This window comes from Halobacillus sp., from assembly GCF_049282395.1.
In the GTDB taxonomy this organism is placed as follows: domain Bacteria; phylum Bacillota; class Bacilli; order Bacillales; family Halobacillaceae; genus Halobacillus.
The window spans coordinates 1-22,437 of sequence record NZ_JBAPTY010000026.1 but is presented as its reverse complement, the minus strand read 5'-3'; the positions used below and the strand labels follow the sequence as shown (position 1 = coordinate 22,437).

The window sequence follows — 22,437 nt, the reverse complement described above, 5'->3', positions numbered from 1 at the left end:
ATCATGTTCATCGTGTATATAGTCAGCAGCCATGGTAAGTACCAAAAAGAATTTCAATAAAAAAACAAACCCTCTACTTTATAAGTAGAGGGTTTAATTTATCTGTACGTCTTTTGGTTTTGAAGCTGAACATGGAATAATTGGAAGATCGCCTGAGTGAAAGCCAATCCAGAAACGGCGTAAAGTACTAACTTAGGCGAGTAAGCTGTATAGAGTGCTCCCCATAAAGAAATAGCTGATAGTAAAATACAGAGCATAAAACCAATGACATGTTTTTGGGATAATATTTCCGTGGCTTGATTATTTTCACAATCATGAACTTTTTCATTTAATTTCATATACATCACCACCAGATGATTAAATTACATTTCTAATTAATGGCCAGAATGCTCTGTAGAATCTTCTATTTCACTATGCTGTTCCTGCTGATTTTGACCATCACCGTCATGATCATGACTGAAGCCAAAGGACATGGTGAACAAGGAACCGGCAACAAGAATGGTCGCGAGAACGCCGCCATGAAACATCATATTCCAAGGAATATGACCACCTTGACTCTCAGGTTCTACAACGTGCATAAACATAAACAACTGAATACCAGCTTGAATTATCGCTAAAGCCATTATACCGATGATAATCCATCTAACAGACAAATCTGATTGCAGAGCTGCCCAAGCAGCTACTAAGGTTAACGTTATTGACAAGAAAAAACCAATAATGTGTTGAGTAGGAATACGTTTTTTATGATCTGTCATGCTAAACCACCATCCCTATCAGATAAACGCTTGTGAAAATGAAAATCCATACTACGTCCAGAAAGTGCCAGTAAAGACCTATCACAAAGAATTTACGGCTGGTTTTAGGAGTTAAACCTCGCTGTGTTAATTGTATAAGCAGGAGAGTTGCCCAGCCAATACCAAGGGTAACGTGTAATCCGTGTGTTCCTGCCAGCGTAAAGAAAGATGACCAGTAAGCACTAGACTGAAGTGTTGCCCCTTCATGGGAGTAGTGAATAAACTCATAAATTTCAAAACCCAGGAATCCAAGCCCAAGGAACAAGGTGACGATCATCCAGTTCCGTAATCCTTTAACCGATCCTCGTCTCATTTCATGGATAGCGATTCCGCAAGTAAAACTACTTGTTAAAAGCATAAACGTCATGATCATTAAAGTTTTTGCTTCAAAAAGCTCTCCAGGAGAAGGAGCATCAGCTGTCCTGCCGAATAATACTGCATAAGTGGCAAAGAGTGTAGCAAACAATACAATTTCTGCTCCTAAGAATATCCAGAATCCAAGAATGGTCAGACGACCTTCTTCAGTTCTATATTCTAAAGGCCCTGTTTTCAGCTCATGAGAACTCATATTATAACCTCCTTGCCGAGCGTTCAGTACGCTTGATTTCATCTACTTCTACATGGAAGCCTTCGTCATAGTCAAAGGAACGGATAACCATCATTACGAATACGGCAAGTAAACCGCCTACAGCCATCCACATCCATTCAAATACAAGTCCAAATCCTGCAACAAACATGAAAGCCATCATAATGAAAGGCTGTCCCGTGTTGCTAGGCATATGAATAGGCTCTACTTTATCTTCTTCAAACGTCGTTTTACCTTCTTGTTTTAACTTCACATAGGCATCCTGACTGTCGATATGCGGAAGCGTTGCAAAGTTGTAAAAAGGTACAGGAGTAGGAGTAGCCCATTCAAGCGTTCTTCCATTATCCCAACTATCTCCTGTTTTCTCGCGTTCACTATAACGATAGCTGTAAAGAATGGTGAATACGAAAATGGCAAAACCAGCTCCCATTCCAAATGCACCTACTGTAGAAATAATGTTCAGTGGCATCCACTCAGGAATAATGGTAAAGACACGACGCGGCATTCCATCTAAACCTACAAAGTATTGCGGGAAGAAACAGACATGGAATCCAATAACAAAGAACCAGAAACTCCATCTTCCGAGTCTTTCATTTAGCTTATGACCGAACATTTTCGGATACCAGAACACAAGACCTGAGAAGCAGGCAAATACCGTACCAGCAATTAATACATAGTGGAAGTGTGCGACCAGGAAGTAGGTGTTATGGAATTGATAGTCCGCGGAGGCCATACCAAGCATAACTCCGGTAACTCCACCGATGACGAAACTTGGTATAAAAGCAAGGGCCCACATCATAGCTACTGTGTTATTAATCTTAGATTTATACAATGTCCCCAGCCAGTTGAATATTTTCACCCCGGTCGGCACAGCAATAAGCATGGTCGAAATAGAGAAGACCGAGTTTACAAAAGCACCAGCACCCATAGTAAAGAAGTGGTGGACCCATACAAGGAAACTCAATCCAGCGATTAATATGATCGCCCACACCATAGCTTTGTAACCGAATAATTGCTTACGGGCAAATGCTGAAATGACCTCAGAAAATATACCGAATGCAGGAAGTATCACAATATAAACTTCAGGATGTCCCCACATCCAGAACAAGTTCGCCCACATCATCGGCATACCTTCACCTGTTAAGGTAAAGAATTGAGCTCCGAATATACGGTCGAGCGACATTAGAGCTAAAGCAACCGTTAAAATAGGGAAAGCAAATACAATAATGAAAGATGTAATCAAAGTGGACCAGGTAAAGATCGGCATCTGAAACATTCTCATTTTTGGAGCTCTCATTTTCAAGATGGTTACCATAAAGTTAATACCCGTTGCTAATGTACCAATACCTGATAACTGTAAGCCCAGGAGGTAAAAGTTTTGTCCTGGTCCCGGACTCATGGCAGCTCCTGCCAGCGGCGTATAACTTGTCCATCCGGCATCTGGAGAGCCACCAATAACAAACGATATGTTAAACAGCATAGCCCCGAACAAAAAGGACCAGAAGCTTAAAGCATTTAAATAAGGAAAGGCTACGTCCCTTGCCCCAATCTGCAAAGGCACAACAAAGTTCATAAGCCCAATCAAAAACGGCATGGCCATGAAAATAATCATAACTGTACCGTGCGTGGTAAAGATTTCGTCATAGTGCTGGGCGTTTAAAAAGTTCATATTCGGAAACGCCAGCTGCGTCCTCATCATCATAGCATCTACGCCCCCGCGGAATAACATCGCAAGAGCACTTAAAATATACATAATTCCTATTTTTTTATGGTCCACCGTTGTAAGCCACTCACGCCAGAGCCATCCCCATTTCTTATAATACGTTAAGAAAAATAAAATGGAGATCGTCACGAGGGCAATGGAAACCATTCCCGCGTAAATGAGAGGTTCACCGGTTACAAAAAATTCGTCTAGTTGCAAAATTACTCACCTGCTTCCTAATGATCTCTGTCGCTTTCATGATCGTCATTATTTTCTTCATCCATAAAGTCTCCAGCATCCTGATGACTCTCTAAATGCATTAATTCACCATATTTTTCAAAGTGACGATTAATGGCATAATCCATCCCCTCATGGTTTCCGTGATTAACCCAGGCTAAGTGAGTAGATGAAAACTCATGTTCTTCCGTCAAACCAGGCGTAAGTAATTCATCATACCTATCCTGAGTTAGTTCTGGCGCCTGATTTTGGGTCTCACTCACCCATTGATCATACGCTTCAGGACTTTCTGCATAAACCTCAAACGTCTGTTTCGTAAAACCTTCTCCATTGAAGTTTGAGTTCCTGCCTTTATAGACACCCTCTTCATCCGCTTCAAGATAATGAGTGTTCATCATTCCTGCCATATTATACTTTTGACCACCGAGTCGTGGAATCCACAGAGCAGTCATAGCGTCAGCAGAAGATAATTTAAACTCAATCGGCCGATCTGTCGGAATATGCAAATAATTCACCGTCTCTATGTTCTCTTCCGGATAACTGAAAAACCATTTCCAATCCGCTGTAGTTGCGTGGATAACCAGAGGTTCCTGTTCTTCTTCATTTGCCTCTGCTTCCGGTGGTTTTTCTAATTGAAATAATGTATCAACAGTTGGAATACTTAAGGCAATAACAATAATAAAAGGAATAACCGTCCAAATTACTTCAATTTTGTTGTTTCCGTGCATATCAGGATCATAATCGGTATCCTTACGACCCGGTCTATTCGCTCTGTACTTTACGACCATATACGTAAAGGCTGCAAATACGACAACCACTATAAACAACATAAAATAGACGGAGTATAAAATGAGGTCTTTTTGAGTTTGGGCTACAGGGCCTTTGGGATCTAAAATAGCAAGATCGCTATTACAGCCGGTTAACAGCAAGACCAGACTGAGCGGCAGTAAAGCCAATCCCTTTTTAAACAACCGGTTTATGTTTTTCACTGAGAAGTACACTCCTTTTCTATTATTCTATCTAATTAGGTAGATCCTTTTTTTAGTGCCAACTGCCTGTATTATAGCAAAAAATGTAGAATAATAGCTCAAGTTAATAAAATTGTCATTTATCTCTCACACTTTACAATAATTTTTCTAGTTTGCATTCTATGATTTGACATCCGTTTATTAACTTTTAATTCCAGCCTCTTCATTACACTCATTCGGACGTTCTATGATATATCCCTGATCTTAAAAAACAACTGCCTTGCTTCGAACCATGAACATTTATGTTGCCTTTGGATCATCTTTACATATTCTGAAAATAATTTCTGGTTCGCTGCAAAATCCTGAGAATTTAGTTTTTTATTACACTCTATTGGAGAAAGAACCGTTTTCGGTATATTCAGCGGGTCATCGTTGAACAAATTCATTTGTTCCATAAATAATTTCTTCCCTCCTCTAAACGCCAGACCGGTAATTAATACACGGTAAAATACCACTGCTGGCAATATTTTAGGAAATTGATTCTTAAGTATCATTCACCTTTTCTACCATTACCCGTAATTGATAAAGCAGACACTTCTAATCATATATTCGACAGCTTGCTTCAGAAACTTCCATTTTTGGTATAGGCCCTAAGTTGGCCTAATAATCTAACCTTCTCTTAATCTTAAATAAGCTTCATTTCCATTTTTTGTGAAATGAAATATAGTTAGAGTACAACGAGCCACATATTTAAGGAGGAATAAGTAAATGCCAAAAAAAGCAATGAAAATGATGTTAGCTGCTGGATTAATTTTAAGTTCTGCTCCAGCCACAGTTGATGCTGCCCCCCCTGTTCTTAACAGCAATAGTGATCATGCCTTCGATAACAAGGTTATTAAAAAAATTAGTGCTGATCGACTCTATGAACGAGTAGATTTCCTTTCAAAAGAACCAAGAGAAGCTGGAACAGAAGGCGAATATCAAGCGGTCCAGTACATAAAAGGAAAGTTTGACAGCTATGGATATGATACGGAATTACAGCCTTTTACTTTTCAAGACTGGTACGGAGGTGTTTCTTCCATCGTTCTTAATGACACAGTTTTTCGCGAAGACGTCCGCACCTTTAATGGGTCAGTAAACGGGACAGTAAATTCAAAACTTCAATTTGTTGGTTTAGCAACTTCAGAAGAAGTAACTGACTCAGTGAAAGGTAAAATCGCGTTAATTGAACGAGGCTCTATTAGTTTTTATGAAAAAGTCCAAAATGTAATAAATAAAGGCGCTATTGGAGTCATCATGTTTAACCGAGAAGGAGCAGAAGGCAATGATTTCGGTTATACATATGAAGGACAGAATATACCAGCTGTAGCTATAGACCGAGAAACAGGTTTATCCCTTGTGAACCAACTCGAATCAGAAGAAGTAAATGCAGAAATTTCTGTTCAAGATGCGGGAGTAATTGATAAAACTTCATACAATGTCATTGCTACAATGAAACCTCACAAAAACAAAGATAATGGTCAAATTATTACGGTTGGTGCTCACCATGATTCTGTAGCTGGAGGCCCAGGTGCTAACGATGATGCATCAGGTGTGTCGGGAATACTGGAACTAGCCAAAATAATGGCCAATACTCCAACCGATACTGAATTGCGATTTATGACATTCGGTGCTGAAGAGAAGGGGCTAATTGGTTCTTACTACTATGCAGGCACCTTAAGTGAAGATGAAGTTCATCGAACGGTCGCCCATTTTCAAATGGATATGATAGGAAGTCGTGATTCTGGAGATTTAATTATGTTTACACCTGATGGAGAAAAGAATCTGGTAACCGATTTAGGGGCCGCTGCGGGAGCCAGGGTAGCAGAAGTTGTGGAATACGGACAACTCGGCCGCAGTGACCACGTCCCCTTCTTTGAACGTGGTATTCCGTCTGCTTTATTCATACATGCACCCCTTGAGCCATGGTATCATTCTCCTGAAGATACAGTGGATAAGATTAGTAAAGATAAGTTGAAAGAAACTACAGAAATTGTTGGAGCTGCTGTCTATCAAATTGCACGTCCGGATACTCCAGCACTTGAAAACGCACAGGTTGCACCCGGACCAGTTCATTATGAGTTTGACAACAGACCCCTTTAAAAGCAGCTGGCAATCTATTACTGTTTAACATAAGCGCTGATACCTTAAATGAAGGTTTCAGCGCTTTTCAAAAATAATTCAAGAAAAGGGCTATACACCCACTTAGATCGGTCATTAAAACAAATGCCACCATACAGAACTGCTACCTGCTTAGCCCACCCTTCTCGGGAACCTCCAAATTGTAGCAAACAGCCACCCCTATAAGACTTTTTTCTATCTAATCCGACAAAAATTCTGATTGCGTTACCCCTTTAGTATGCAAATAATAGTAGTATAGATTTAGTTTAAACTATCCTAAAGAGGAGGGTTCTGCTATTGAATTTATTGCATAAACTTGAAAGCGATGGTTACCTATCAGCTGACATGAATGTAAAGACACCAAATCGAGAATTAATATTATTAAAAGAATTGCTAACTGAATCGTACTTAAGAGATCTAACGGGACACCACACGTTCTTCATCAGATACTATCCCCTCGAATCAAAACCTTACCTGGAAGTATATTTTGACCAAAGTTGTCTAAAGTTTAACCTGATGCAAAGCGGCCTGGATTTGGTTAGATTGTCATCCTAGTGTTCATTGATCCTGGATAAATTGGTGAAATCATGCTTCATTTTAAATAGTGCAATACATTTATGTCACCCATGCGCTTCATTAACCCTAGCCAGGTATATTTCAAATATTTATACTTCAGAACCGTTACCTATCGTTATATTTGTCTGGCTTTATTAAACAAGTTTATAACCTAAGAAAAACGCTGAATCCTTTAGAAAAAAGGATTCAGCGTTTTATTAGTTAGTGTCCCAGGAGAGATTCGAACTCCCGACCCACAGCTTAGAAGGCTGTTGCTCTATCCTACTGAGCTACTGGGACAAGATTAAGTATTTTCAATTTAAATTATGATATGGAGCGGGTGAAGGGAATCGAACCCTCATCATCAGCTTGGAAGGCTGAGGTTTTACCACTAAACTACACCCGCATTTATGGAATTTGTTAACTCCAAATTTCTGTATCGTTTAAGCGGACAAAATCTATTATAATAAGAACTCTTATATTTGTCAACAGGATTGCAGCAAAGAATTATTCCTTTGCTGCAAGTGATGTTTCCATGTATAGTTCCGGCATTACATCCCCATTGATATGAAAGAATTGTAACTTCAATTGGTCAAGAGAAGTCCATTCAAGGATAGCGTACGTTGGCTCCTGCCGATCTCTAGGAAGGTGGCAGCTCCCCGGGTTAATAAACAGCTTTTCATTCACTTTTTCAGCTCCTGCAATGTGGGAATGACCAAAACAAGCTATTTGAGCTCCTACTTCTTCAGCTTTGTAGGAAAGTGGCATCAGTGTAGATTTAATTTGGTAAAGGTGACCATGAGTAACTAGAAAAGTAATATCCCCTACTGAAACCACCTGATTATCTTCCATTTCTGGTTCAAAATCACAATTCCCTTTTGCATAATAGAAGCCTTCCAATTCCTTCGAATCATAACTAAGTTCAGAATCCCCACAGTGAAGCATAGCGTCTACTTCATGCTGATGACGTTTTTTCACGTCCATTAACTCCTGTTCCAGCCCGTGGCTGTCACTAATGATTAATACTTTTGGCATCTCGACCACCTCTTTACGATTGATCTTTTAACCATTCCTCTATTTGCAGGATAGCATAATGTCGATGACTTATGGAATTCTTTTCTTCAGAAGTATGCTCAGCCATCGTTCGATCAGACCCTTTTGGAATAAAAATCGGGTCATACCCAAAACCATTCGTTCCTCTGGACATTAGAGCAATACTGCCTTCACATATCCCGGTTTTCACGAAGGTGTCTTCATTCGGTCGGGCTACGGCTATTGCGCAGACAAAACGGGCCGTCCTCTTTTCCAATGGCGTATCTATTAGCTCATCAAGCACTTTCTCCATGTTCTTATCGTCATCTTTATCTTTCCCGGCATATCGGGCCGAGTAAACACCCGGTGCTCCATCCAATGCATCAATTTCAAGACCTGAATCATCTGCAATCACCGGAATTTGATAGTGATCCATTGCAGCCTCTGCTTTTATAGCTGCATTTTCAGCAAAGGTGGTACCGGTCTCTTCAATATCCGTCATCTGTTCATCAAAATCAAGTAAAGACTTAACCGCTATATCATAAGCAGCAAAAAGCTCCTGAAACTCACCGACTTTTCCAGCATTTTTTGTTGCAATTAAAACCTCTTTCACGATTGACCCCCCGTTTGTGCTGCTTGTTTAGCAGAAATAACCTCTGCCCATTCTCCAATTGCTTCTCGCTGAAGTTCCACAAGCTCAGTAACTCCTTCTTGAGCCAATGAAAGCATCGTCTGTAGTTGGGGCATAGAGAAAGTCGCTTCTTCACCCGTACCCTGGAGTTCTACAAATTCTCCATTTCCAGTCATGACAACGTTCATATCTACTTGGGCCTTGCTATCTTCTTCATAACATAAATCCAGTACTTCTTCTCCTTCTGGAAGTACACCTACAGATATAGCGGTTAAATAATCGCTAATCGGCAGCTCTTTAATGGATTTGTTATTCACCAATTTACCTAATGCAAGGACCACAGCAACAAATGCCCCTGTTATAGAAGCTGTTCGTGTTCCTCCATCTGCTTGGATAACATCACAGTCTACCCATAGTGTCCGCTCGCCAATTTTATCTAAATCCACTACTGCCCGGAGCGCACGTCCAATTAAACGTTGGATTTCCATCGTACGTCCTGAAACTTTTCCTTTTGAAGACTCCCGGATGTTTCTATTCTCCGTCGCTCTCGGGAGCATAGCATATTCAGCCGTGATCCAGCCTTTTCCCTGGTTTCGTAAAAAAGGTGGGACACGGTCCTCAATACTGGCATTACAAATTACTTTTGTATCTCCAAAACTTATTAATACCGAACCTTCCGGATGTTTAACATAATCAGTTTCTATCGTCACTTTTCTTAATTGATTTGCTTTTCTTTGATCGTTTCTCATTAAAGCCGCCTCCTTCTTCTACTCCATTATCCTAGCCCATCTTAACACAATTTATAGCTGCTCGGTAGTAAGTCTGTTCTTCTCCGCTTCCAAAAAGAAAAAGGGCACCTTTGCCGGCACCCCTTTCCATTTTACAATTCTTCAGCTTTATTGATATCAGATCGACTTACGGGTTCTACCAGAGGTTCCCCTGATTCTTTCATAACCTGCTCCGTGCCCTCGACCTGCACTTCTACGGATTCAACGTCTGAAAGATCGGTTAAACTCATGACCAGACTGGCTAACGCTTCATCAGATAGCGACTTTTGTTTTTCACCGGATAATATTGCTTCGTTAAAAGATAGCTTCAAAACCCCATTCTTCAGATCCGTACCTGTCACCTGTGCACCTTCATTAAAAGGGTGAAGAAGTGAGGTTCCGAGTGCAGGTCCGTTTAGAAGGGCTTGGACCACGGAGGAGTAGTTGTCGTCATCCTTCTTAACTCGTGTGGTAACAGGAACTTGATAAACCTGATCGCCATTTTGAGTTGGAAAATAGACAGTTACCGCTTCACTATCGACTACATCCGTTTGGTCACCTACATGAATATTGATTCCATTGGAGCGGGAAACCCCATCCGTTAGAGGGGTCCCACCGACTGGCATAACATCTTGTTCATGACCATTGATCCACAGTTTGATTCGTTTTACATTTTCAAACTGCGTCAAGGTGTACGTCATGGCTTGAAGGATTTTTTGTTCATCCTTTTCCTCATAATTCTTGAATTCAGGTGAAACATCTACCACCATCGTTCCATCGGCCTCCGGGTTGAGACCCAAAATTTCGGTACCTGCCGGCAAAACCGCTTGAAATCCATTAGGCAGTAAATTCGTTACTGGACCATCCTTAACTAAGTATTCAAGTGCCTGAGTCGCTGCTTCTTCGGACGCAGGAAGTTCAAGAGTTTGGGGAACCACCATGCCGTTAGCATCCAATAGATAAAGCTCCCTCTCTACCGTACCGGATACCGACTCCTCTTCAGTAGTTTCTCCCTCTTCTTTCGTCTCTCCTTCCGGTGATGCAGCTTCACTATCCATTTCTGGTTCAGTGACTGTTGTTTCCTCCGGTGCATCCATTTTTTCTAAAGTTTGTTCTCCCTCAAATAAGCAGCCGCTTAAAAGTCCTGAGCTTATTAATAACAAAACCGCAATTAAATAGGGTTTATATCCAGTCTTCTTCATCATTTCCCCTCCTGAGATTGATTGTACTACCATATATACGAGCCCAAGAAAGGAATAGACCACAGTTTTTTTTAACTGTATCTTATTCGATTAACATAAAAAAAACACCACTTATTGATAATAAGCAGTGCTTTGAACGTGTTCTAATTCTACAAGCCTCACGATTTCCACCGGGTCATCGAACCAGCTGTTTGCAATCATTCTGAACTTTTCTACATCCCCTGTTGTATAAAATTCATAGACAGGCGGCTCTTTTCCTTTTTCCAGCATTTTATGGTAGGCAAGCATGAAACTTGCTTCTCTTGCTGTCTCTTCTCCGGAACTTATCACTTGAATATGATCTCCCATTTCATTTTGAACCAAATCTCTAATCAAAGGATAATGGGTGCAGCCCAAAATCAAGGTATCAATATGATTCATAGCCTTTAATGGCTGCAAAGTGCGAGCGACAATTCCTTCTGCTTCAGGACCTGAAAGAATGCCTTCTTCAACCATAGGTACAAAAGGCGGGCAAGCTAGATCATTGACCTTGATAGACTGATCAATGGACTTTAACGCTTTAGGATAAGCCTTGCTTTTTATTGTTCCTTCGGTGCCAATAACTCCAATACGTTTATTATTACTAAATTTAATAGCTGCTCTTGCTCCCGGATCAATGACACCAACCACAGGTATATCAAGTTCATCCTGCAGTTCTGCAAGTGTATACGCTGTAGCTGTATTGCAGGCTACCACAAGCATTTTTATATTTTTTGCTAGCAAATAATTTACCATTTGCCAAGTAAAGACCCGGACTTCTTCTTCAGATCTAGGGCCATACGGGCATCTTCGGGTATCTCCTAAATAAATGAAAGATTCTTTTGGTAATTGACGCATGAGTTCCCGAGCTACTGTCAATCCACCTACACCTGAATCAATAACACCAATTGACTGCTGTTTCACGTTACATCCCTCTTTTAATCCTTAATCAAATTGCTCCTGATCAGCGTCACGCATTTTTTCATGAAGGACTTGCAATAAGTTGTTTAATGTTTCCACATCGTCGGTGGTAACATCTTTCAACACTTCTTTTAAATAATCTTGACGTTTTGCAATGACCTCATGAATAATTTGTTCACCTTTTTGAAGAACATGAATCCTAACAACTCTGCGATCCTTTAAATCCCTAACTCTTTCAACCAGTTTATTTTTTTCCATGCGGTCCACTAAATCAGTAGTGGTACTGCATGCAAGGTGGATATAATCGGACAATTCACCAATGGTCATATCCCCTTTTTCAAGTAGCCACTGCAAAGCAACAAATTGCGGGGCGGTTATAGGATAGTGGTTTAAAATTACTCGTCCTCTTTGTTTGATAATTCCAGATATGTATCTGAGCTCTTTTTCCACATCAGCTATAATGGACGCTTGTAATTGATTGGACACATTCAGCACTCCTCACGAATTTCTCTGTATGTCTCATTCTCGTGGTTTATAGACAAAAATTCAAGATAAAAATTATTCCTTATTAAAAACCCTTTCAGGTATTGCTACCTTTGTGCAATACCTGAAAGGTCCTCCCATTTCAAACAAGCCATATCTTTGCTGTTCTATGGAGATTTAAAGTTCCAGTTCACCCATACGAAGCAGTTCTACAACTGCCTGTGAGCGTCCTTTCACCCCTAGCTTTTGCATGGCGTTTGAAATGTGATTCCGCACAGTTTTCTCTGAAATAAAGAGCTCTTTTGCGATTTCCTTTGTTGTCTTGTCTTGGACCAGAAGCTCAAAAACTTCTCGCTCCCGCTTGGTTAGAATTTGTGTTGGCCGATAGCCCTCCTCCTTCACAAGCGTACCCCTCCTTGTTGTCCTTGAGCATGAGGATTGAGGGGAATTATTTAGTCATTTTATCGTATGACTTAACCGGCTGCCGTGTGTCACCCTATTATGATTTAGACACAAGCCCGAGTTCCTGGGCTTTAAAGAGAGCTTCTGTTCTTGATCGTACATTAAGTTTATTAAAAATGCCAGTAAGTGTGTATTCTACGCTTCTTTGCGACATATGAAGGGCTTGAGCAATTTCCCGATTGGTAAACCCTGAAGCTACTTCCTTAAGAATCGACTGTTCCTTTTCATTTAAAGAAAGCCCCGACCCTTCCTGCGACTCATTTGTTTGGCTGACACTTGCTTCGGAACGCCTTAACTGTTTAAAGAGGTGGAGCGGAATAACCACTTCATCCCTAAGCGCACAACGAATAGCAGTAACGAGTTGTTCACTCGTCGCTGTCTTACTTACGAAGCCATTAATATTTGCTTCCACCAGCATGTTAAAGTGAGTACTGAGATCAAACCCTGTGTAAATTAGCAAGGTAAGATCCGGATAGTGTTTACGTATTTGCGTGGCAAGTTCAATTCCATTCATTCCTGGCATATATAAATCAAGCAACAAAATGTCGTACAAATGCTGCTTGAGAAGGTCCTCTACTTTATCACAATGGTCAATAACATCTACCTTCATATCACTTTCTTGCTCCAGCATGGTTTTGGTTCCTGCTCCAACTGCCGGATGATCATCGACAATTAATACTTTAGTCATACATGGACCTCCTTCTTAGCTGCATAAGGAAAAGTTATCGTCATTCTAAATCCAGCACCGGGTGATGTGTCAATTTCAAGATTTCCATTAAGCCCGTTTACCCGCTGTTCAATCCCAGACAACCCGATGTGTGAAAATAGATCACGCTTAAAAGAATAATCCATCCCCAGTCCATTATCTGAGTAAAATAAGTGGACTAGTTCTTCATCATTCGATAATGATAGCTTTACTATTTTAGCTTCTGAATGTTTCATAGCGTTGGTAAGTAATTCCTGCACAACACGAAAGATGGCAAGAATACGTTCCTGATCTAAGCCAGCCTTAAATTCATCACTTCTAAAATAAACCGTGAAATTTGAGCGTAATTGATATTGATGAATTAAATTCTTTAATGACTGCACCAATCCTAACTCTTCTATAAAAGCAGGTCTTAGTTCATTACAGGTTTCTCTAATTAGGTGAATACTATCAAGCAACGATTCTTTGTACATATTTAATTCTGCTTGAAGAGTTGGCTCTAAAGCATGGCGGTGCGCAATCAAATCATCCATTTTGCGGTATAAATACAGTTGTTCCTGTAAAACGGTATCATGAAGATCAATAGACAATTGCTTTCGCTGATTTTCCGCAATTGTGAAAAGCAGACGGGATAACCATGTCGGGTACTTTTGAGTATTATCACTTTTTAGAGTTTGCAATTCTTTTACCAGATCTTCAATAAGACTCATATTTTCAATGGCAATGTTTGCGTTATGGGATATCGTCTGAAGATAGGTCTTTTCGTCACGGTTCAAGTTAGTGTAATCTTTTTTTCCTTTACACCAGAGCATGGTTAACTTTTCCAAAGAGTATCCCACAATAACGCCGAACCCTTTTTCAGTTTCTATAATGGAACCAATATCATAATTATAACTGATAAGTTCGCGGTCAAAGTGCTTTAAAATATCATCGGGAATTTGATCGTACACACAATACATATTCTTCTTATTATGCTTAGAATAGATATAAATTTCTTTAACATTCATTACATTTCTAATTTCATCTCGCATGACTTTCATCAAATCAACGGCATTCGACTGATCTTTCATGTCCTTAGACATTCGGTGCATACTTTCCTGATAGCTGTACCGAGCCGAAAACAAATACCTTTGCAAACGGAAATCCAATACTTCCTTTATGGAAAGAAACATAATAAAGACAATATGAATGAGCAGATAAATCTGAACATAAGTAACTCTAGATGATATTGTTTCCATTAGCCAGGTGATACCCAACGTTAAAAGCACACTAGGGATAATTGATAATAAAGCATAGTAACGAACGCGGCTGATAACAAAGTTTATATCAATTAGACGTTCGCGAGTAATTAGATACATAAATGTTATAGGTAAGGCAACTAAGAAAAAAGCCCCTACCTCAATTGATATAATTTTCACACCGAACAGTAAAGCAGGAACAAGGTACAGCCAAATGTAGGGAAAGAAAGCGACAGTCATACCAACACTCATGTATTTGAATATAGACCCCACGGGTGATTCTTTATAAATATAAAGACCTTTATAAATGACACTAAATAAAAAAATGTAAAGGACCATAAGCAGCCATCCCGGGATAGAACCAAAAGCATCAGGATAATTATGACTATATAAAAATACTCCTTCCAAACTGGATACGGCAATGACGAAAACGTATAAAGAATAGACGATTTTCTTAGAAAACCAATAAATATTAAGCTCTTGAAAATAATTGTATAAAAAGTGCATGAGGATGACAGGAGCCACTAAGAATAAAGAAGTGTTTAGAAAGATGCTGTACAAATCATCCCGCACAGCCCCACTATTACTTAAGTACCCTGTCGCTATAGTTAAAAAGAAAATAATTAATTGATTCGCAGAATACCTTTTAGGAACTCGTTTATGAACAAGATAAGCGATCGCCAGTATAGAAAGAAAAAATAAAATAGGGATAATGATAAAAAGAGTCCAGTGCAGAGGGCCTTTCTGCTCAATGTTCTCATAAACGAATGGTCGTGCGGAGGTCTGAATTGTAAAAGAGTTCGCTAACTCTACTTCCTCAAACATAGAAACACTAAAATGGTCCTCTGGTGCATTTCCTTCAATGCTGGAAACGCTTGAACCTATAGGTATATTTTCACGATCCGCCCAGCTCCCCATATCAATATTTGTAATCACCCAGTTGTCCCCTTGTTTTTCCAAATCGATTCCAAGGAAAGGCTGAGTAATGGAAAGGACGGATAAGTAACCAGCGGATATAATAAAGAACAATAATACAACCAAGTGACGCCACTTGAATTTCTGCATAAGATCACCTTACCTAAAATCAATTATATCTATTATACTATCACTAGCAAGCCTCTCAAACCATTAAATATACCAAAGTAAAACCCCCTTCCACTAAAAGGAAGGGGGTTTTACTGACCTTATGATCTTACACTCTTGAGTCACTACCAAAGAAACTCTTAAACGATTCAATAGCTGTATCGCGATATAAAGCAGCAATAGAAGTAGTTAAAGGGATTCCTTTTGGACAAGACTGGACACAGTTTTGGGCATTTCCGCATCCCATAAGTCCTTCTTCATCCATAATTGTTTGCAATCGCTCACTTTTGTTCATTGCACCTGTAGGATGAGAATTGAATAAACGAACTTGAGATAAAGCAGCCGGGCCTATAAAATCAGTTTTACTATTAACGTTTGGACATGCTTCCAGACACACACCGCATGTCATACATTTAGATAACTCATATGCCCACTGACGCTTACTCTCTGCCATTTTCGGCCCTGGTCCAAGGTCATGAGTTCCGTCAATAGGCACCCATGCTTTTACTTTTTTCAGTGAATCAAACATGCGGCTTCGATCTACCGCAAGGTCGCGTGTTACAGGGAAAGTCGTCATTGGTGCAAGCCTTATCGGCTGCTCCAACTGATCGACTAGAGCCGTACAAGACTGTCTCGGCGTACCGTTGATAACCATCGAACATGCTCCGCAAACTTCTTCTAAACATCCCATATCCCAATAAACGGGAGTGGTGGGTTTTCCATCTGCATTGACAGGATTACGGCGGATTTCCATAAGTGCTGATATAACATTCATATTTTCACGATAAGGAATTTCGAATTTTTCATCATAGGCAGATTCATCCGGATGATCCTGGCGTGTAATAATAAACGTAATCGTTTTGTTTTCGCTCATCATCAATGACCTCCTTTATTTACTTTTCGAGTAGTCGCGTTTACGAGGCTCAATTAAGGAAGTATCAACTTCCTCGTAATTGAAAACTGGTTTATTATTTTCTTTATCATAGCTCGCTACAGTTGTTTTCAGCCAATCTTCATCGTTACGATCAGGATATTCAGGCTTATAATGGGCACCGCGGCTTTCATTTCGATTATAAGCGCCCTGTGTAATCACCCGCGCTAACTGAAGCATATTCCAAAGCTGACGAGTAAACATTGCACCCTGGTTACTCCAGCGGGACGTATCATTAATATTAATCCGCTTGTAACGATCCATAAGCTCAAGTATTTTTTCATCTGTCTTAAGTAACTTCTCATTCTCACGGACTACTGTTACGTTATCAGTCATCCATTCCCCAAGCTCTTTGTGTATTTGGTAGGCGTTTTCATCGCCATCCATCTTCATAATCTCATCAAACTTGGCCTGTTCTTCTTTTAATTTCTTATCGAATAGAGCTGAACTCATATCCTCAGATATGGTTTCCAGACCTTCCGTGTATTTCACAGCATTTGGACCAGCTACCATTCCGCCATAAATCGAAGATAACAGGGAATTAGCACCTAAGCGATTTCCGCCATGCTGAGTATAATCACACTCACCAGCAGCAAATATTCCTGGAATATGAGTCATTTGATCGAAATCAACCCACATGCCTCCCATAGAATAGTGAACCGCAGGGAATATCTTCATAGGTACTTTCCTAGGATCATCTCCTACGAATTTTTCGTAGATTTCAATGATGCCTCCAAGTTTTACATCTAATTCTTTAGGATCTTTATGAGAAAGGTCAAGGTACACCATGTTTTCACCGTTAATACCAAGTTTCTGGTTAACACATACATCAAAAATTTCACGGGTTGCTATGTCCCTTGGCACAAGGTTACCGTAAGCTGGATATTTTTCTTCCAGGAAATACCACGGTTCTCCGTCTTTATAGGTCCAGACTCGTCCACCTTCTCCTCGTGCTGATTCGCTCATAAGCCTAAGTTTATCATCACCCGGAATCGCTGTAGGGTGAATCTGAATAAATTCACCATTAGCGTAACTTACACCTTGCTGGTAAAGTGCCCCTGCTGCTGACCCTGTATTAATAACAGAGTTAGTTGACTTACCAAAGATAATTCCAGGACCACCTGTAGCCATAATTACAGCATCTGCAGGGAATGCTTTAATTTCGTGATCACTTAAATTCTGGCCCATAACGCCCCGGCCAACTCCATCATCGTCAACAATGGCCGATAGGAACTCCCAGTTTTCATACTTCGTTACGAGTCCATTAACTTCGTGCCTTCTTACTTGTTCATCAAGAGCATATAAAAGCTGCTGACCTGTCGTAGCACCCGCAAAGGCCGTACGGTGGTGCTGGGTTCCTCCGAAACGACGGAAATCCAAAAGACCTTCAGGAGTACGGTTAAACATGACCCCCATACGATCTAATAAGTGAATGATTCCAGGTGCTGCATCACACATAGCCTTAACAGGAGGCTGGTTAGCTAAGAAATCTCCGCCATAAACGGTATCATCAAAGTGTTCCCAAGGAGAGTCTCCTTCACCTTTTGTATTGACAGCGCCGTTAATTCCTCCCTGAGCACAAACAGAGTGAGAGCGTTTAACAGGTACAATAGAGAGCAGGTCCACGTGAACCCCTTGCTCTGCTGCTTTAATTGTTGCCATCAGGCCTGCTAGACCCCCTCCGACAACAATAATATTTCGATTAGTCATGATTGAAGCTCACTCCCTTAAATACTATATATCTGCGTATAATTATATTCCGTATGCGAATTGAATCAGTGTACGTACACCGATATAAGATATAGCGACAAAAACTACTATGCTTGCATAAGTCATGATTAGCTGTGAACGTGGAGAAACAGTAATTCCCCAGCTTACACAGAAAGACCAAAGACCGTTAGCAAAGTGGAAAGTAGTTGAAATCACCCCTACTATGTAGAACCAGAAAAAGAATGGCTCCGTAAGGATACCTTCCATTAAAGAATAGTTAAGTTCTGCCCAGCCGAAGCCGATGGAAATCCTTGTTTCCCACACGTGCCAAGCTACGAAAATTAAAGTCAGAATACCTGTAATACGCTGAAGCATAAACATCCAGTTTCTGAAATACCCGAAGTTCGACAAATTACTCTTAGCTGTGAATGCGATATATACTCCATAAATTGAATGGAATAATAGTGGTAAGAAAATAATAAATATTTCCAAAACATATCGATATGGCAAGCTCTCCATAAAATGAGCTGCTGCATTGAATGCTTCTGGACCACGTGTTGCAAAAAAGTTCACAGTTAAGTGTTGAAGCAGAAAGATCCCGATGGGAACTACCCCTAATAATGAATGTAGCCTTCGATTAACATATCCGCGTGTTCCCGCCATGTTTACCCCCCTCAAAATGATAACAGAAAGAATGAATTTGAAAATTTTTCAGACAGTTAAGCGCTTTACAATCGCTCAAAAATAATAAACAAATCCCCTTTACCCATTCACCCTCTGTTAAATGTACAGTTTGTGACATATTTATTGTACTTCTATCCACTAGGAGCGTCAAGAAAGCCAGTCTATAAAATGCTCAAAAATACACATTTATTTCCTTTCTATAAAATGAAACAATAATTATTGCGCCACGTCGCATTTCGGGTGATAATAAAATAGAAAGGAATGAGTGTATTGGAAGAATCCACAAAAATAGACAAGAATATTATATCATCGCTGATCACCACAGGTGCAGGTTATGATATCATGCGCTACCAAACCTTACCTGATTTCCTTGGTCAGGATGCCCCTTACCTGTTATACCTTATGGGTAAAAACATGGCACGCAAAACAATGATTAATAATTACGATGAACTTTATGAATTTTTTCAATATATGGGATGGGGAGATCTCTCATTGATCAAAGAAAAGAAAAAAGTAATGATTTTTAGGCTGACCGGGCATATAATCGAGAAACGATTAAGCCAGGACCTCTTTAACATTGATTACCGATTAGAATGCGGATTTTTAGCTGAAACCATTCAGACACTCACAGGTCAAACCTATGAATGTCTGGAAGAAAAGTACACAAAAGAGAAATACATAGAACTTACAGCTATGATCACGTAATACAGAACCAGCGATCTATTCTTCAGCTGACTCTGGTTCCTCCTGATTTAAATGGATAAGAATGGTATTGGCCACAGGCTCAGGGATCCCTAATTTAGTCAGATCCTGAAGACCAGCATTTTTAATTTCAGGTACAGACTTAAAATGCCTCAGCAGTAATCGGCGACGTTTTTGTCCGACTCCTGGAATTTTATCTAATTCTGACTGAATCGCCCCTTTTCCTCTAAGCTGACGGTGGAACGAAATAGCGAACCGGTGGACTTCATCCTGAATCCGCTGCACAAGATAAAATTCTTGAGAATTACGATCAAGATTCATAATAGCCGGTGGTTCTCCATAGAGGAGTTCACTGGTTTTATGTTTATCGTCTTTCGCCAGACCACATAAAGGAATATCGAGTCCAAGTTCATTTTCAAGAACATCCATAGCAGCTGACATTTGACCTTTTCCACCATCCACTACGATTAAGTCTGGTAGAGGTAATTCCTCTTTAAGTACTCGCTTATACCTTCTTCGAACTACTTCTCTCATTGTATCGTAATCATCCGGTCCACTTACATCACGCACTTTATACTTTCGGTATTCCTTCTTATTTGGCTTTCCGTCAATAAATACTACCATAGCAGACACAGGGTCTGCTCCTTGAATATTGGAATTATCAAATGCTTCAATTCGATGTGGAGTTTCAATATTCATATGCTCCCCTAATGCCTCGACTGCTTTAATTGTACGCTCTTCATCTCTTTCGATAAGAGCGAACTTTTCCTCTAAAGCGATACTTGCATTTTTCATGGCTAGCTCGACTAGTTCTTTCTTACGCCCTCTCATAGGGATGTGAACCTTGGTTTCAAGCACCCCTTCAAGAACTTCTGTGCTGGTAGCCACGGGTACAAGTACTTGTTTCGGATAAGGATGATTCTGGTGGAGATAGAACCGGCCAATATAACTGAGGAACGTTTCCTCTGGATCATCAAAGAATGGAAACAAAGCAACATCTCTTTCGATCAATTTACCTCTTCGTACAAAGAATACCTGCACGCACATCCAGCCTTTATCGTATGAATATCCAAAAATGTCTCTGTCTATCTGATCATTCATGGTCATTTTCTGCTGTTCCATAACCGACTCGATATGTTCAATTTGGTCACGAAGTTCCTTAGCTCGCTCAAAATCAAGAGATTCTGAAGCTTCATACATTCGCTTTTTAAGGTCCTTTTTAATATCCGCATGGCCGCCGCTCAAGAATGAGGTAATGTTCTGTACAATTTCCTGGTTCGTTTCCTTAGATACAGGGTATTCGCAGGGGCCTAGACACTGATGCATGTGATAATAAAGACAAACACGATCAGGCATCGTGTTACATTTTCTAAGGGGATATAAACGATCCAGCAATTTTTTTGTTTCCCTGGCAGCAATTACGTTCGGATAGGGTCCAAAATATTTACCATTATCTTTTTTTACATTTCTGGTCACAATCAGACGGGGATGCCGCTCTGCAGTAATCTTTAAATAAGGATAAGTTTTATCATCTTTCAATAATACGTTATATTTTGGATCATATTTTTTTATCAAGTTCATCTCAAGAATTAGCGCTTCTATCTCAGATGTCGTAACAATATATTCAAAGTTTACAATCTCTCTCACTAGACGCTGGGTTTTTCCATCATGAGCTCCAGTAAAATAGGAACGCACGCGATTTTTTAAAACTTTGGATTTACCTACGTAAATAATCGTTCCATTTTTATCTTTCATGAGGTAGCAGCCCGGTTGGTCTGGTAACACAGCCAGCTTTTCTTTTATTGTTGAATTCATAGGATTTCACTCCATATATTAGAAATCTATATTAAACGTATCACACGAAGGAAATATTATACAAAAAACAAACAATTACAATGTGCTTTCTTCCTTAGAAGAGAGCATTTGAAATTTCTTTTCTATAAAAAGAACCGCGCTGCTATGCAACGCGGTCCTTCTGAAAGATTTTTCTTACGCGTGTTTTGAGATGAGTTCAGCTAACTGCTCTTTTGGCTGGAAGCCGATGACCTGGTCTACGACTTTACCATCTTTAAAGAGCAATAATGTCGGAATACTCATTACTCCATACTTACCAGCAGTTTCCTGGTTCTCATCTACATCAAGTTTAACAATTTTTACTTGATCGCTCATTTCTTCATCCAGTTCTTCAAGAACCGGTGCGATCATTTTGCAAGGTCCGCACCATGGAGCCCAGAAATCTGCTAGTACTAAACCTTCATTTGTTTCGTTAGTGAAATTTTGATCTGTTCCTTTTACAATTGCCATTCTCTATTCCTCCTCGAACTTTTATTCTGATTAGAGTATATCACTATCTATTTTTAGTGACTAACAATTTGTTTATACCCTATTTAAACATGGAACAAAAGCCGAAGCCAATAAATTGGCTTCGGCTTTTTAAATTTATGCATTGACTTTCATTTGTTTAACTTCCTCAATCAGCTTCGGTACTACATCAAATAAATCCCCTACTATCCCATAATCTGCTACATTAAAGATGTTTGCCTCAGGGTCTTTATTAATCGCAACAATTACTTTAGAGTTCGACATACCTGCCAAGTGCTGAATAGCACCAGAAATCCCGCAGGCAATATATAAGTCCGGAGTAACCACTTTACCAGTTTGACCAATCTGAAGTGAATAATCACAGTATCCTGCATCACAAGCACCACGAGATGCTCCTACTGTTCCATTAAGGGTGTCTGCCAGCTCTTGTAAGGGTTCAAACCCTTCTGAACTCTTAACGCCACGACCCCCGGCCACAATAACTTTAGCTTCCGATAAGTCCACACCCTCAGAAGATTTCTTGATAACATCTTTAATGATGGT

General features: G+C 40.0%; 23 protein-coding genes and 2 tRNA genes. 3 read left to right on the top strand and 22 right to left on the bottom strand.

Annotated features, from left to right (window positions below; genetic code table 11):
* Positions 1–98: 98 nt before the first annotated feature.
* From WAM07_RS01250 to qoxA, 5 genes are read right to left on the bottom strand one after another with little or no spacing between them, the layout of a single operon-like run.
* Complete coding sequence (locus tag WAM07_RS01250; RefSeq protein ID WP_422164095.1) at positions 99–338, bottom strand: hypothetical protein; 240 nt, start codon at positions 336–338, stop codon at positions 99–101.
* A 36-nt stretch (positions 339–374) separates the two neighbouring features.
* The gene (locus WAM07_RS01245; protein WP_422164093.1) at positions 375–755 is read right to left on the bottom strand and encodes a cytochrome C oxidase subunit IV family protein; all 381 of its coding nucleotides are present in this window, start codon (positions 753–755) and stop codon (positions 375–377) included.
* Position 756: 1 nt separating this feature from the next.
* Positions 757–1,362 (bottom strand): cytochrome aa3 quinol oxidase subunit III, encoded by a 606-nt coding sequence (gene qoxC / locus WAM07_RS01240; RefSeq protein ID WP_422164091.1) that lies wholly within the window; start codon positions 1,360–1,362, stop codon positions 757–759.
* 1 nt (position 1,363) lies between these two features.
* Entirely contained in the window at positions 1,364–3,301 is a 1,938-nt protein-coding gene (gene qoxB / locus WAM07_RS01235; RefSeq protein ID WP_422164090.1) for a cytochrome aa3 quinol oxidase subunit I, read from the bottom strand.
* A 17-nt stretch (positions 3,302–3,318) separates the two neighbouring features.
* Complete coding sequence (qoxA, locus tag WAM07_RS01230) at positions 3,319–4,308, bottom strand: cytochrome aa3 quinol oxidase subunit II (RefSeq protein ID WP_422164088.1); 990 nt, start codon at positions 4,306–4,308, stop codon at positions 3,319–3,321.
* A gap of 747 nt (positions 4,309–5,055) precedes the next feature.
* Here qoxA and WAM07_RS01225 point away from each other — a divergent pair.
* Together WAM07_RS01225 and WAM07_RS01220 are read left to right on the top strand one after the other, a co-directional pair.
* Complete coding sequence (locus tag WAM07_RS01225; RefSeq protein WP_422164086.1) at positions 5,056–6,429, top strand: M28 family peptidase; 1,374 nt, start codon at positions 5,056–5,058, stop codon at positions 6,427–6,429.
* A gap of 315 nt (positions 6,430–6,744) precedes the next feature.
* Positions 6,745–7,002, top strand: coding sequence for a hypothetical protein (locus tag WAM07_RS01220; protein ID WP_422164085.1), 258 nt, complete (start codon positions 6,745–6,747; stop codon positions 7,000–7,002).
* Positions 7,003–7,228: 226 nt separating this feature from the next.
* Here WAM07_RS01220 and WAM07_RS01215 read toward each other — a convergent pair.
* The 14 genes from WAM07_RS01215 to WAM07_RS01150 all read right to left on the bottom strand — a co-directional run bounded on the left by WAM07_RS01215 (position 7,229) and on the right by WAM07_RS01150 (position 18,849).
* Positions 7,229–7,302: transfer RNA gene (locus WAM07_RS01215), tRNA-Arg, on the bottom strand.
* 32 nt (positions 7,303–7,334) lie between these two features.
* Positions 7,335–7,408, bottom strand: a tRNA-Gly gene (locus WAM07_RS01210).
* 101 nt (positions 7,409–7,509) lie between these two features.
* Positions 7,510–8,037: a metallophosphoesterase gene (locus WAM07_RS01205; RefSeq protein ID WP_422164084.1), complete on the bottom strand. Its 528-nt coding sequence runs from the start codon at positions 8,035–8,037 to the stop codon at positions 7,510–7,512.
* A 13-nt stretch (positions 8,038–8,050) separates the two neighbouring features.
* The gene (locus WAM07_RS01200; RefSeq protein ID WP_422164082.1) at positions 8,051–8,647 is read right to left on the bottom strand and encodes an XTP/dITP diphosphatase; all 597 of its coding nucleotides are present in this window, start codon (positions 8,645–8,647) and stop codon (positions 8,051–8,053) included.
* Positions 8,644–9,414, bottom strand: coding sequence for a ribonuclease PH (gene rph, locus WAM07_RS01195; protein WP_422164081.1), 771 nt, complete (start codon positions 9,412–9,414; stop codon positions 8,644–8,646). The genes WAM07_RS01200 and rph overlap by 4 nt, the downstream gene beginning before the upstream one ends.
* 131 nt (positions 9,415–9,545) lie before the next feature.
* Complete coding sequence (locus tag WAM07_RS01190; protein ID WP_422164079.1) at positions 9,546–10,634, bottom strand: GerMN domain-containing protein; 1,089 nt, start codon at positions 10,632–10,634, stop codon at positions 9,546–9,548.
* 111 nt (positions 10,635–10,745) lie between these two features.
* The gene (racE, locus tag WAM07_RS01185) at positions 10,746–11,576 is read right to left on the bottom strand and encodes a glutamate racemase (RefSeq protein WP_422164077.1); all 831 of its coding nucleotides are present in this window, start codon (positions 11,574–11,576) and stop codon (positions 10,746–10,748) included.
* Positions 11,577–11,597: 21 nt separating this feature from the next.
* Entirely contained in the window at positions 11,598–12,059 is a 462-nt protein-coding gene (locus WAM07_RS01180; RefSeq protein ID WP_422164075.1) for a MarR family winged helix-turn-helix transcriptional regulator, read from the bottom strand.
* A gap of 174 nt (positions 12,060–12,233) precedes the next feature.
* Positions 12,234–12,458, bottom strand: a complete 225-nt coding sequence (locus WAM07_RS01175; protein WP_014643940.1) for a helix-turn-helix domain-containing protein — start codon at positions 12,456–12,458, stop codon at positions 12,234–12,236.
* Positions 12,459–12,555: 97 nt separating this feature from the next.
* Entirely contained in the window at positions 12,556–13,206 is a 651-nt protein-coding gene (locus WAM07_RS01170; protein ID WP_422164073.1) for a response regulator transcription factor, read from the bottom strand.
* Positions 13,203–15,527 carry a sensor histidine kinase gene (locus WAM07_RS01165; RefSeq protein WP_422164071.1) on the bottom strand — a complete coding sequence of 775 codons (2,325 nt, stop codon included), beginning with the start codon at positions 15,525–15,527 and terminating at the stop codon, positions 13,203–13,205. The genes WAM07_RS01170 and WAM07_RS01165 overlap by 4 nt, the downstream gene beginning before the upstream one ends.
* Before the next feature lie 127 nt (positions 15,528–15,654).
* Entirely contained in the window at positions 15,655–16,419 is a 765-nt protein-coding gene (gene sdhB / locus WAM07_RS01160) for a succinate dehydrogenase iron-sulfur subunit (RefSeq protein ID WP_422164069.1), read from the bottom strand.
* Between the two features lie 15 nt (positions 16,420–16,434).
* Complete coding sequence (sdhA, locus tag WAM07_RS01155) at positions 16,435–18,186, bottom strand: succinate dehydrogenase flavoprotein subunit (RefSeq protein WP_422164068.1); 1,752 nt, start codon at positions 18,184–18,186, stop codon at positions 16,435–16,437.
* Positions 18,187–18,228: 42 nt separating this feature from the next.
* Entirely contained in the window at positions 18,229–18,849 is a 621-nt protein-coding gene (locus WAM07_RS01150) for a succinate dehydrogenase cytochrome b558 subunit (RefSeq protein WP_422164066.1), read from the bottom strand.
* Positions 18,850–19,131: 282 nt separating this feature from the next.
* On the opposite strand from WAM07_RS01150, the gene WAM07_RS01145 reads away from it, so the two are divergent.
* Complete coding sequence (locus WAM07_RS01145) at positions 19,132–19,575, top strand: YslB family protein (RefSeq protein ID WP_422164064.1); 444 nt, start codon at positions 19,132–19,134, stop codon at positions 19,573–19,575.
* 15 nt (positions 19,576–19,590) lie between these two features.
* Here WAM07_RS01145 and uvrC read toward each other — a convergent pair whose 3' ends face one another.
* The 3 genes from uvrC to WAM07_RS01130 all read right to left on the bottom strand — a co-directional run.
* Positions 19,591–21,387: an excinuclease ABC subunit UvrC gene (gene uvrC / locus WAM07_RS01140; protein WP_422164062.1), complete on the bottom strand. Its 1,797-nt coding sequence runs from the start codon at positions 21,385–21,387 to the stop codon at positions 19,591–19,593.
* Between the two features lie 174 nt (positions 21,388–21,561).
* Positions 21,562–21,876 carry a thioredoxin gene (gene trxA / locus WAM07_RS01135; RefSeq protein WP_422164060.1) on the bottom strand — a complete coding sequence of 105 codons (315 nt, stop codon included), beginning with the start codon at positions 21,874–21,876 and terminating at the stop codon, positions 21,562–21,564.
* 135 nt (positions 21,877–22,011) lie between these two features.
* The coding region (locus tag WAM07_RS01130) for an electron transfer flavoprotein subunit alpha/FixB family protein (RefSeq protein WP_422164058.1) at positions 22,012–22,437 on the bottom strand (426 nt) is incomplete at its 5' end.